This window comes from Marinilactibacillus psychrotolerans, from assembly GCF_900101525.1.
GTDB lineage: Bacteria > Bacillota > Bacilli > Lactobacillales > Carnobacteriaceae_A > Marinilactibacillus > Marinilactibacillus psychrotolerans.
Genome location: NZ_FMZD01000004.1, coordinates 113,238 through 126,163, shown reverse-complemented (window position 1 = coordinate 126,163; position 12,926 = coordinate 113,238). Strand labels below are relative to the sequence as shown.

Annotated in this window: 11 protein-coding genes; 4 read left to right on the top strand and 7 right to left on the bottom strand. The window is 35.5% G+C overall.

Going from position 1 to position 12,926, the window contains the following annotated elements; genetic code table 11:
* Window positions 1-208 precede the first annotated feature (208 nt).
* Window positions 209-2,350 carry an ABC transporter ATP-binding protein/permease gene (locus tag BLT22_RS03475; protein ID WP_176935307.1) on the bottom strand — a complete coding sequence of 714 codons (2,142 nt, stop codon included), beginning with the start codon at window positions 2,348-2,350 and terminating at the stop codon, window positions 209-211.
* Window positions 2,351-2,954: 604 nt separating this feature from the next.
* Between BLT22_RS03475 and BLT22_RS03470 the strand changes: the two genes are divergently transcribed.
* The 3 genes from BLT22_RS03470 to BLT22_RS12300 all read left to right on the top strand — a co-directional run bounded on the left by BLT22_RS03470 (window position 2,955) and on the right by BLT22_RS12300 (window position 4,329).
* Window positions 2,955-3,335 carry a hypothetical protein gene (locus BLT22_RS03470; protein WP_143020617.1) on the top strand — a complete coding sequence of 127 codons (381 nt, stop codon included), beginning with the start codon at window positions 2,955-2,957 and terminating at the stop codon, window positions 3,333-3,335.
* Between the two features lie 449 nt (window positions 3,336-3,784).
* On the top strand, window positions 3,785-3,946 hold the full coding sequence (locus BLT22_RS12305) for a hypothetical protein (RefSeq protein ID WP_176935305.1): 162 nt from the start codon (window positions 3,785-3,787) through the stop codon (window positions 3,944-3,946).
* A gap of 215 nt (window positions 3,947-4,161) precedes the next feature.
* The gene (locus tag BLT22_RS12300; RefSeq protein WP_171034430.1) at window positions 4,162-4,329 is read left to right on the top strand and encodes a hypothetical protein; all 168 of its coding nucleotides are present in this window, start codon (window positions 4,162-4,164) and stop codon (window positions 4,327-4,329) included.
* Between the two features lie 409 nt (window positions 4,330-4,738).
* Here BLT22_RS12300 and BLT22_RS03460 read toward each other — a convergent pair whose 3' ends face one another.
* The 6 genes from BLT22_RS03460 to sufC all read right to left on the bottom strand — a co-directional run bounded on the left by BLT22_RS03460 (window position 4,739) and on the right by sufC (window position 11,466).
* Window positions 4,739-5,938 carry an ATP-binding protein gene (locus tag BLT22_RS03460; RefSeq protein WP_091760741.1) on the bottom strand — a complete coding sequence of 400 codons (1,200 nt, stop codon included), beginning with the start codon at window positions 5,936-5,938 and terminating at the stop codon, window positions 4,739-4,741.
* A gap of 276 nt (window positions 5,939-6,214) precedes the next feature.
* Window positions 6,215-7,606: a Fe-S cluster assembly protein SufB gene (sufB, locus tag BLT22_RS03455; RefSeq protein WP_280525127.1), complete on the bottom strand. Its 1,392-nt coding sequence runs from the start codon at window positions 7,604-7,606 to the stop codon at window positions 6,215-6,217.
* Between the two features lie 58 nt (window positions 7,607-7,664).
* Window positions 7,665-8,141, bottom strand: a complete 477-nt coding sequence (gene sufU / locus BLT22_RS03450) for a Fe-S cluster assembly sulfur transfer protein SufU (protein WP_091760735.1) — start codon at window positions 8,139-8,141, stop codon at window positions 7,665-7,667.
* Window positions 8,128-9,375 (bottom strand): cysteine desulfurase, encoded by a 1,248-nt coding sequence (locus tag BLT22_RS03445; protein WP_091760731.1) that lies wholly within the window; start codon window positions 9,373-9,375, stop codon window positions 8,128-8,130. The genes sufU and BLT22_RS03445 overlap by 14 nt, the downstream gene beginning before the upstream one ends.
* Window positions 9,372-10,670 (bottom strand): Fe-S cluster assembly protein SufD, encoded by a 1,299-nt coding sequence (gene sufD / locus BLT22_RS03440; RefSeq protein WP_091760728.1) that lies wholly within the window; start codon window positions 10,668-10,670, stop codon window positions 9,372-9,374. The genes BLT22_RS03445 and sufD overlap by 4 nt, the downstream gene beginning before the upstream one ends.
* 19 nt (window positions 10,671-10,689) lie before the next feature.
* Entirely contained in the window at window positions 10,690-11,466 is a 777-nt protein-coding gene (gene sufC / locus BLT22_RS03435; protein ID WP_072695758.1) for a Fe-S cluster assembly ATPase SufC, read from the bottom strand.
* Window positions 11,467-11,970: 504 nt separating this feature from the next.
* On the opposite strand from sufC, the gene BLT22_RS03430 reads away from it, so the two are divergent.
* Entirely contained in the window at window positions 11,971-12,603 is a 633-nt protein-coding gene (locus BLT22_RS03430; protein ID WP_091760725.1) for a hypothetical protein, read from the top strand.
* The last annotated feature ends 323 nt before the right edge of the window (window positions 12,604-12,926 follow it).

The window sequence follows — 12,926 nt, the reverse complement described above, 5'->3', positions numbered from 1 at the left end:
TTATCATATGTCTCTTTGATTATTATTGTATCATTAATTTCTTGTAGTTATTCCTAGGTTTTAAACTTGTACAGTAGAGTTACTATTTTAAAATTAATTTTCACTAGTATTATAATAGATGAAATTATTCATAAACTGATATTAATCAAAAGCTTATAAATCAAACCTAAAAGAGGCTGAGACTTATGCCCCAACCTCTTCATTCATTTTAACCTTTTAATAGTTTCACCAAATTGTTATTTCTGATTCCTGCTATTCCCCAAAATATAGAGAAAAGAAGAATAATTACGACAAGTAAAGCCAAAGACATAATGTTTTCTAAAGTTAATAAATTTACAAATAAGTAACCATACTTACTATTACTTATAAATAGCATATTCGCTACAACAGCTAATAGATATGCAATAAAGAAATAAATCGTAAAAATTATTCCGTTTTCTAATGAAATAATCTTGGCAATGTCATTTTTTGAAAAACCCTGGCAAAATAAAACAGCAAATTCTTTTGTTCGATCGTAAATATATCCTTTGTTAAGAAAAACTACGACTACACCAATAATAGCTGCTATTATTGTAGACCCTACAACTAAATTCCGAACTAGTGAATGATATATTCCTGATAAATCGCCATTCTTTAAATCATATTGCGAAGTAAATTGATATTTAGGAAAAATTCCTTTTAATTCTTTGTATACACTATCAAAATTTTCCTCATCATTAACAACCACAATCATTTGGTCGAAACCAGTTCCCATAGCTTGTTCAAAGTGTTCATAATCTTTGACAATATTTTCAGTATATTCTTCTGTTGCTTTATTTACCTTATAACTTTGTGCATGAAACTGGTAAGAATCTTCGCTCAATTTATCTTGAAGATTACTTTGATCAATATACCCCACATATATAGGATAAGATGTAGATAATGCTTGTTTATATTTCGTATCATAAATACCAACAATTTTATATTTTTCAGTATCCATACCCTTTTCTTCAGAAGTTACATCTAAGTCAATAGTAGTATTAACTAAGTTCGTAATATCTTCTGTTTCAGATATTGTAAAAGCATATAAATCTGGAATCAAGATTTCTTTTGAATTATCACTAGGAAATTCTCCTGAGATGATACTTATATTATTAAAATTATAATTACGAATCACTGACAAGGGGACATTTTGAGAGGTTAATGAAAAAATTATTGACTCGCCATTCCTTATTTGATCAAGATCCTTTTTCAAAAATGTAGGGATATTTTCATAATCTAATCTATATTCAAATCTATTTCCTTCATAATCAAATTGAGATTGTACTCCTTCTACGACAACTTCAACATTGTCAATGTTTTCAATGCTAGCAACTTCATTGATATCGTCATTTGAAAAGCCAATTCGCTTACCATCATTACTTGCTAGAATATTATTATTTCTAAGTTCATCTTCTACTTCTGAAGTCAAACTCTGTGTATTGAAGACAATTGTTTTATCATCAACACCTGCAAAAAAACTAGTAAATGAATCTAATGATGCCGACTGAAAAGCAGTAAAACTCAATATAAAAGCTATTAGAATAATTATAATGGGTACACCTAGCAAAAATAATCTTTTCTTTTTTCGGAACATACTTAAAAATGTATATGTAACAATATGTTTCTTTGTTTTTATATTTTTTACTTTCTCAGGATTTGGGCTATTCTCCAGAAGTTCATTTTCATTTTTTTGATAGGTTTCATAAATTTTTCCATTTTCCAATTTATATATTACATCTGCATATTCAAGAATTGAATGATCATGCGTAATAATAAAAAATAAGATCCCTTTATTTTTTATTTTAATGATGTACTCCATTATTTTATCGGTCGTCATACCGTCTAAATTTCCCGTAGGCTCATCTAATAAAATGATTTTCGGAGACCCTAAAACGGCACGCCCAATTGCAACTCTTTGCTTTTGTCCACCACTAATATTTTTGACATATTCATTTTTCAAACTCAATAAATCCATGCTTTCTAGAATAGAATAAATTTCTTCATCCTCAAAATCCCCTGATAAATAAAGATTTTCATAGATCGTTAACTGATCGAATAATTTAAAATCTTGAAAAACCATTTTTATGTCTTCAGTTCTTAAATGATCCCAATTTTTATTTTTGTATGTCTTACTGTCCACTCCAAATAACTCATATTTCCCTTGGTAGTCATGATCTAATCCAAACATTATATTCAATAAAGTGGTCTTTCCACTCCCACTTTCACCCGTTAAAACATGAAGATGTGCCGGGTTATTTATCTGAAAGCTAACATTATTTAAAATAGTCTTATCGCCAAATGTTTTTGTTAAATTTGAAAATTTTAACATAATATCCTCTTTTCTAAAAAATAATCCATATTCTGATTTCATAGAATATGGATTTTATTATAGATATTCTTAGTGATTAAAGATTGGTGTAAAATGTACTTGAGGTGATGCTGAAATTCTGCCTTGCTTTTGTTGCAAAGGCGCAGAGTAGTGAGTAGTACTGTAACTTTGATGAGCACTTAATTGCTTAATACTATGACTTAAAACTACATTGCCTGCGCCGTGTACTTGAAATTGGTACCAGTACGAGCTTTCCATAGCACTTGTTGCACCAATTTTTGAAGCCCCGTTTACATCCTATCCCCAACTAGATGACCAGGTTCCTTGAGCACCTGAAACATAAGTATAGCAACCGTTAAAACAACAACATTTTTTATATTTCTTCATAAAAACGCTCTCTTTATTTGATAAATATATTGTATACATAAAGATATTGAAGCGCAACCATATCTAGTATTATCTTAATAACACCATTGCAGTATGTTACTATTTTAATTATATAATAAGAATGGAGGAAACTATTCTGAAAAATAAATTACCCCTGAAAAAAATTATACTCATTTTATCGCTGAGTTTTGTTTCTTTTTTTGGTTTGTATGTTTTTTTGAGTATTTACCAAGCTAACAATATTAGTGTTGTTCCTATTGATGACGTGAATAATATTAATGTGGATGCTTCTCCCGAAATCTTGTCTAGTAAAACGATCATATCTGGAGAAATCGAAGTAGATAGCTTTGAAGAAATAACCCATATAAATAAAGAGAAAGTTGATACAGTTCTATATATCGTCATTCATAAACAACCGTCTCTTTCTGGTCAAAACGCATTTTCATTTACCTTAGATGATGTACCCGATATAGAATCTATTGATAAAATTTCCATTGTATCAGGAGATGTTTACACAGGCGAAGGATCAGAACAAGGTTATTCTCTTGGTGACCTTGCAGATTTAACTGAGCAGAAAATAATCTGGGGAAAAGACTAAAGAATAAATCTAATTTCTTAAAAATCTATCTTATATTCCTATGCCTAATCTCCAATTGTATAGCTTTAAAATTAATTAAAATTTGCTTTTACAGGCTAAAATAATATGATACGATTTAAATATGATAAAAAAAGGAAGAGGTAAACGACAAAATAATGATTATGACTTTTATACTATATATCAGTGCTCTTACTATTCCTATCTGGGGTATAGTTTTCTGCTTAACGCTTATTAGAATTATCGAGAAAATACACCTTGAAGAGAACCATCCACTTGAAACTTTTTGGTTTACAGTATCTTTTGTTGTCATGATAACTGTGATCACGTACATACTAGGCAGCCTATAGTTTAATCAATCTTTTTGACAACATACTAACTAGTCTAAACTTCATTAATTTTAAATGATAAACTTAATTATGGTAGTACTAATATAAAGGAGGTCATAAAACATGCAAAAAAATAGACATATAAAAGGGATTATCGTAGGAATTATTAGTGCAATTACTGCAATGTTCGTATTAAGCTTAAACCTTAATTCATGGTTATCTTTCTTTATGATTGCTGTTATTATTTATGTACTCGCTACAATTGTCGATAAATATAAAAAGTAATCGGAATCCTGCCATAAAACAATAAAGCTAAAGCAGAACTACAGAAAATATTTTAAACACTAGAAGAGAGCCGATTTTCTTACAGAAGGAACGCTTTATTTACATAAAGTTCTTAGTGCTCTCTAACTTTTAAGTAGAGCGCTTAAAAAATTATTTTGGTTATTTTATTTTAAAAGAGTAGAAAATAATAGTGATTTTTAGAAGGAGGGTAAGAAATGAAAAAGTTCTATGATACTAGTACTGGAGAAGAAATAACTCCAGGAGAAAGAGTAATGATTGAAATAGACTTTCCAAAAAATTTAAAAGATGTTGGCAGATTAGATAAATTCTTGGAGTCTCTATTGGAACAAGAAAATGGATCTATTCAAAAAGTTAAAAAATAGTGACTTAAAAAAGGAGTGTTGAATCTGAAAAAGCGATTTGATAGCAAGTAACTATTCGTTGTTGGGAATAATTAATCCCTTTTGCTTATTATATGTATAATTTTGAGCATTACCAAACAGATTTCTCCATTAAATAACTAATCAGAACCAACCGTTTGATCAGTTATTTAATGGATTTTTTGATTAAGTATTCTATAAATCCCATGGCAATCATTTCTGTGGCAGTTTCATTGATAGTACTATACTCATGGAGTAGTAAAGTTGTTCTTCGGATATTTAAGAGACTTTTGCTTTGTTTTCCAGGACAACGTTGGAGTTATGAATTGTGTTGAATGGGCTGAAATTAATTTCATATCGACACTTTTTAGGTTTAAGCTTTTTTAGAAAAGATCCTTCTTATTAAGTCAGATTATTTTTCTGTCAACAACCAATCGACTATATAGATAATTGGGATACCGTCTATTTGCTCTACGTCATGATACCTGCCCGTAACGACTATTTTTTTGTAGTTGTTTTTTATGTTCAAAAGATTATCTGTTTCATGCTTATTGTTTGGTAATTCGTACGCTACTTGAACGTAAAGTGTCTCATCTAGTCGCCTTGCAACAAAATCAATTTCCTTGTTGTTATCAACTCGACCAACATCGACTGTGTAGCCTCTTCGACGCAATTCTACATAAACGATATTTTCCAATCGGTTACTATAGTTACCCTCTTTTCTACCAACAGCATTTCTACGTAGTCCAGTGTCGACAATAAAATACTTTCCATTAGTTCTAAGATATTCTCGGCCTCTGATATCATATTGTTTTGCTCGATAGAATAAATAGCCATTCTCAAGTAAATCTAAATAGCGATTGACTGTATGGACACTTGTTTCCACACCTTCACTTTTTAGCGTATTGACAATTTTAGAAGCATTAACTAATTGACCAACATTATCTGCTAAAAATCGGATAATTGATTTCAAAGCAGTAGCATCTTTTACTCCCGCTCTTAATGCAACGTCATTTAAAACAATCGTATCAAATATTCCTGATAAGATTGTGTCTTTGATTGTCTCTTCCGCAATGACCACGCTTGGAAACCCACCATATTTTTCGTACTGATCATAAGCACTATCTACATGACGAGAATCTTCTTCTATTCCCTTTGCATTTAAGTACTCACGAAACGAAAATGGATAAATCGGTATTTCAATATACCGCCCACTTAAAAAGGTGGCTAATTCCCCTGATAGCATATTTGCGTTTGAACCTGTAATGATGATGTCACTATTGAAACTTACTCGAACACCATTAATGACACGTTGCCAACCTTCCACGACTTGTATTTCATCGAATAAAAAATAGACCTTTTTTTGATCTTTCGGAATTAATTCATTCAGTTTTTCGCGAAATTTTTCTGCAGTTGTAATTGTCTGATAATCGAAACTTTCAAAGTTCATATAAATAATATGGTCTTCAGCTACATTTTCTTGTATTAAATACTCTTTAAAAAGCATTAATAAAACTGATTTCCCTGAACGACGTACTCCAGTAATAACTTTTATGAAATCCGAATCTTTAAATTCAATCAGTTGATTAAGATAAACAGGTCTTTGAAACATAGCTAGTCCTCCTTTGAAGTTAACTTCTTAGTAACTTCAATTTTATCATTATTTGAAGCTAACTTCAAATAAACAAATTATTTAATAGTATATGAACTTTGTTTCAAAAATATCATATAAGTTTTCTAGTGCTTCATAAAGACTTGTTATTACTCAATATATTTAGTCATTTTCAATACTGAGTTTGAATATTCATTACCTAAGTAGTACCTGTAACTATCTTCCAAATAAAAAAGCCCAAACATTCAAAGTGAAATGTTTGGAACTTTTTTATTCTTACCCTACTGATCCTTCCATCTCATAACTAATCAATCGATTTAACTCGACTGCATATTCCATTGGAAGTTCTTTAGTGAAGGGTTCTACGAATCCCATGACGATCATTTCTGTGGCGGTTTCTTCGTTTAGGCCGCGGCTCATGAGGTAGTAGAGTTGTTCTTCGGATATTTTGGAGACTTTTGCTTCGTGTTCTAGGGCGACGTTTGCGTTGTGGATCTCGTTGAACGGAATGGTATCGGATTTCGACTTGTCATCCATGATGATCGTGTCGCACTCGATGTGTGAGATCGATCCGCCGGAATTTTTTCCGAAGGTCACTTGTCCACGGTAGTTTACTTCTCCGCCGTCTTTGGCGATGGATTTTGATACGATCGAGCTGGATGTATGTGGTGCATTGTGGATCATTTTTGCGCCTGTATCCTGCACTTGTCCTTCTCCTGCCATTGCGATAGACATTGTTGTTCCACGAGCGCCGCGTCCATTTAAATGAATACTTGGGTATTTCATGGTTGTTTTCGCACCCAGGTTTCCATCGATCCATTCAACTGTTGCGCCTTCTGCGGCTGTGGCACGTTTGGTTACCAGATTATAGACATTGTCTGACCAGTTCTGGATCGTTGTGTAACGGCAGTAGGCATCTTTTTTAACGATGATTTCAACAACTGCGGCATGTAAGGAGCTTTCTGAGAAGGTTGGTGCAGTACAGCCTTCTACATAATGCACACTTGCGCCTTCGTCTACAACGATCAGTGTGCGTTCAAATTGACCCATTGCTTCGTCATTGATACGGAAATACATTTGCAGCGGTACGTCACAGCGCACGCCTTTTGGTACATAGATGAAGGTTCCACCTGACCAGACAGCTGAGTTCAGTGCTGCTAGTTTGTTATCAGTTGGTGGTACAACGGTTCCAAAGTGTTCTTTGAAGATTTCCGGATATTCTTTTAAGGCTGAATCCGTATCGGTAAAAACAATGCCTAATTTTTCGTATTCTTCTTTCATGTTGTGGTAAACCACTTCTGATTCATACTGTGCACCGGATCCGGCTAGGAATTGACGTTCAGCTTCAGGAACGCCTAGACGGTCAAAAGTTTCTTTGATTTTGTCTGGTACATCATCCCAGCTGCGTTCTGCTCTTTCACTGGATTTACGGTAATACGTAATGTTATCGAAATCCACTTCTGAAAGATCTGCGCCCCATTCTGGCATTGGACGTTTCAAAAAGTGGTCATAAGATTTCAAACGATAATCCAGCATCCATTGCGGTTCTTCTTTCCGTTTGGAAATATCTCTGATGATGTCTTCGGTCAGTCCTTTACCGGTATCGTAAATCGACTCGATATCATCGTGGAACCCGTATTGGTATTCGCTTTTTTCTGGTACATTCACCATGTTTGCGTTCCCCTCTCGTGATTGGTTGTTCTCTGTAAGTGTTCATTCATCAGTTTTATTCAATCATGTCTTCGTGCTTTAGCTGACCATCCACACCTGTACCTTGGCTTTCCAAGGCTTTTTCCAAGGCTTTCCAAGATAGTGTGGCACATTTGATTCGGGCTGGGAATTTGGATACGCCTGACAACATCATTGCGTCTCCAAGTTCTTGTTCATGCTCGACATCATTGCCTTGAACAACTTGCGAAAATTCTTCTGACAACTTCAATGCTTCTTCAACAGGCTTTCCAATAATTGCTTCGGTCATCATACTGGCACTGGCCATGGAGATCGTACAGCCGCTGCCGTCAAAACGGACATCTTTTACGATACCGTCCTGAACATTGAGCTGGACTTGAATGACATCTCCACAAGTCGGATTTCTCAGTTCGATCTGGGTGGTCGTTTCATCCAGTACGCCCCGTCTTCTCGGTGACTGAGAATGGTCTAATATGACTGCTCGATATAATTGATCTAGTTTAGTTAAGGCCATTTAAGAAAAACTCCTTCGTGGCAATAATCGCTTCTACGAATTTATCTGCATCGGCTTTCGTGTTGTACAAGTAAAAACTCGCTCTGGCTGTTGCGGGCTGGTTCAGATAGGTCATCAAAGGTTGTGCACAGTGATGTCCGGCTCTGACTGCGACGCCTTCCATATCCATCGCTGTTGCGACATCATGGGGATGAATCCCATCAATATTGAAAGAAATGACCCCTGTTCTGTGCGCAACATCTTTGGGTCCAAAAAGTGTTAACCCATCAATGGCTTCTAGTTTCGGCATGATGTACTCTACGATTTCTCGTTCGTGCTGCATGATGTTGTTCATACCGATGTTATTCAGGTAATGAATTGCTGCCGCTAATCCGATGGCGCCGGCGATATTAGGCGTGCCCGCTTCGAATTTCCAGGGCAGTTCTTTCCAGGTACTGTCTTGTTCTTCAACGAAATCGATCATTTCACCACCGAATTCGATTGGCTCCATTTGTTCGAGTAAAGCCCGTTTACCATATAATACACCAATGCCAGTCGGTCCCAGCATCTTATGCCCGCTGAAGGCATAAAAGTCTGCATCTAGCGCTTGTACGTTTACTGGCATATGCGGAACGGCTTGAGCACCATCGACGACCAGATAGCCGTTTTGTTCATGAACCCAGTCCGCGATCTGTCTGATCGGATTCACGACACCGAGGACATTTGATACGTGCGTTAGAGAAACAATTTTTGTTTTGTCGGTGATTTTATTTTTAACATCTCCCAGATCCAACTGTCCGTCTTCCGTTAGCTCAATATAAATGAGCTTTGCGTTCTTTTTCTTAGCTAACTGTTGCCAAGGGATAATATTGGAGTGATGTTCCATATAAGAGATCAGAATCTCGTCGCCTGATTCAACGATCATTTCCCCAAAGCTTCTGGCTACCCAGTTCAAGGAAGTCGTTGTGCCTCGAGTAAATAAGACTTCAGCGGTTTCACTGGCATGAATGAATGCCCGAACGACTTCTCGTGAGCCTTCATACTGACTTGTTGCGCGTTCAGCTAGTGTATGCACACCACGGTGAACATTGGCATTGGAGGTATGATAATAGGTCTCCAGTGCCTGCAGTACAGCTTCCGGTTTCTGCGTCGTTGCGGCATTGTCCAGATAGACTAATGGTTCATCATTGACAATTTGGTTTAAAATGGCAAAATCTTTTTCTAAGTGTTCAAACGGTTCGAATGGAACGGTCATCTACTGGTCAGCTTCCTTTCGATTGTTTCGACCAATTCATCTCTAATTGATTTGAGTGGAATGGCTGAGATTACTGATCCCAGGAATCCTCGGATAACCAGTCTTTCGGCTTCGCTTTTAGCGATTCCACGACTCATTAGATAGTACATTTCTTCCGGATCGACTCTTCCAACTGAAGCGGCATGTCCGGCAGTCACTTCATATTCATCGATTAATAAGATCGGGTTTGCATCTCCACGTGCTTTGTCTGAAAGCATGAGGACACGGGATTCTTGCTGCGCGTCAGATCCTTTAGCGCCTTTGATGATATGTCCGATCCCATTAAAGGTTAAGGTAGCACGATCCAAGATTACCCCATGCTGGAAAATATTCCCGATCGTGTGACTGCCATAGCTGACAACATTCGAATCAATGACTTGTGTTTGTTTGCCACTGCTGATGGCTACAGCTTTCAAGTGTGATTGAGATCCGTCTCCGACCAGATTCGTATCAAAGTCTGCAATGGTGCTTCCATTATTCATTACACCGAGTGCCCAATCGATTGAGGCATCGCGGAAAGTATGTCCGGCACGGTTAAAGTAGGTTGTAGTCTGTTCACCTAGTTGATCTACAGCAGAGAATTTCACTTGTGCCCCTTGTTTAGCCACAACTTCTACTAATATGTTTGCTGCGTTTTTCTCTTGTCCGGCGGTTAGAAATTTTTCTACATAGTTGAAATTTGAATTCACATCCGCATAGATTAGCACATGCTTGATAAAGCTGTCTTCTACTAAACTGTTTTGAATGAAGATGGCTTCTAATGGTTCTTCAACGACTACATTTTTTGGCACATATAAGAATAACCCCGAGTTCATAAATGCCGCATGAAAAGCAGTGACTTTATTCTTATCCGCTTTCACTGCCTGCTGCATATAGGCTTCTTTGACAAGGTCAGGATATTCTTTTAAAGCAGTCTTGATATCGGTAAAAATGACGCCTTTTTCTTTTAACGATTCTGGTAATGTTTCAATTACCGATTCATTTCCCGCTTGAACGACTCTTGCAGCATCTGCTTTGTCATCTATAAATTCAGTGATGTCGATTGCTTTTTGAGCAGGTGCACCTGTCAGATCAGGGACTTGCCAGAGCGGCCAGCGATTATACCGCAGACGTTCGATTACTGGAAGGTCTAATTCGTCTATTTTATCTAAGGAATCTAACCGTAACTGAGTCATCCATTCTGGTTCACCTAGTCCTTTTGAGAAGGCTGTAAGGGCATCTGCATATTCTACATACTGCTTTTCTTTTGTTACCATACGGTTTGCCTCCTCTTTTTTATTCGTGTTCTTCCACGTTGTATTCAATTCCTAATTCTTCCATTAAACCTTTGTAACCTTCTGCTTCTAATTGTTGTGCCAATTCTGCGCCGCCTGTTTTCACGACATGTCCGTCCATCATAATGTGGACGACATCTGGAGTGATATAGTTTAATAATCTTTGATAATGCGTAATAATCAATGAGCCAAAGTTATCTCCACGCATTTCATTGACCCCTTTAGAAACAACTTGAAGGGCATCGATATCTAGACCTGAATCAATCTCATCCAAGATGGCAAAAGTCGGTTCGATCATTAATAATTGCAGGATCTCATTTCGTTTTTTCTCTCCACCTGAGAAACCTTCATTCAAGTAGCGTTCTGCCATTTCTTCCGGCATATCTAGTAAGTCCATTTTTTCATCCAGCTTTTTGATGAACTCCATCACGCCCATTTTATTATCATCATCACGTCTTGAGTTGATGGCGGCACGCATAAATTCTGCATTGGTAATCCCTGCGATTTCACTTGGATACTGAACAGCTAAGAACAGACCGGCACGTGCTCGTTCATCCACTTCCATTTCGAGGATATTTTCACCATCTAAAAGCACTTCTCCTTCCGTCACTTCATATGTCGGATGACCCATGATCGCTGCAGAAAGGGTTGATTTTCCTGTTCCGTTCGGTCCCATGATTGCATGGATTTCTCCCGTTTTCATTGTTAAGTTAACACCTTTTAAAATCTCTTTACCTTCAATGGATACATGTAGGTTCTTGATCTCTAATACGGCCATTATGTACCTTCCTTTTCTAGGTTATTTTTTATTATAAATAGAACTATGCAAACGTATTTACCCGTTACATATACTCCTTTATTTTAATGTAATTGAGAATGCATATCAAGGCGAATCCGTCTCTTGAAATGCGTATATATGAAGAAAGGCTACCAGTAAGGGGTTTTTCAGATTATAAAAATTATTATCTAGTAAATAATATAAAACTATTCGCTTAGGTGTTTTCAGTACATTTCGTGTAATGTCCTTTCTAATATTCATTTGAAAAACTATGCATATTTTACTCCGTTTAAAATAAAAACACCTTTTTGATAACCTATTCTTCAGGAGATTTTGAGGACGTGCTTATTATAATTCACTCGTATAGTTTTTTTTACATTTAAAAAAATAAAATACGGTTGTAAACCACCGTTATAAATATCTAAAATTTCTGATAGTTTAGATTATGTAAATGATTAAAATTTCCGTATCTTTAATTATAAATTCATAAAGGAGAAGATTATTATGAAAAAAATATTACTTAGCAGTTTAATAGCAACATGTTTACTAAGTGCCACCATACCAGGGAGATTAGCTTTTGCAAAAGAAAACAGCGTTAATACTCCCGATATAGAAAGCTCTTCTTTAGAAAAAGAACTTGACCATAAATATAACTACGATGGATTAACTATTGAATCTAATATAAAATTAAATGAAGCAGATCTTCAAAGAATTCAAAGTGAAGTGACTCATTCAAACATTCCTAAGAAATTAGAAACAAATGACAATAGTAACAGAGGTATAGTACCCTTTGGACCTGTCCAGTCAGGAACTTACACAGGATCAATTATCCGTGGTCCTGTTGAAAGAATAAATACTAATAAAAATATTAAAGAAATAGCAAATGTTTTTGTTGCTTGGATTGGAACACATTTACCTACAAAGTTCACAAAGTCTATCGTTGCTAATTATTTTTTTAACAAAATGACAGGTTGGGATTTCAAACCTACTTATACCTCTGAATGGATTTCTAGAGCATCTTATACTTATAATCATAACTATTGGCAATACTTTGCTACCATTGTAAGACATTCAGATTCAGACTTTGATAATCCAACTGATGTTGCTTACTATTCTCTATATACTGAAAAGAAATAAAAGATTTGAGGCAGCTACTAATGAAGTACTTTAACTATATAGATTTATTATTTTATGTACCGCTAACTTTTTTGATGGTTTACGATTATTTCCCTGATTTGTCAATGTTTAACTTTATTCCCAGAGAAATATATATATGGGTTATCTTAGGCTTGGTTATTTTTTCTCTCTTTTTTAAACGTCTCCAAACTGATAATAGACTTGAAATAGTATATAGCCAAATTTTTTCATTGTCCTACTTGTTATTTCTAATGATTATTTTAACTGTATCTGGTGGAGAGTCATTATCCGGAATCGGATTCGACGATATTGGTACATGGATA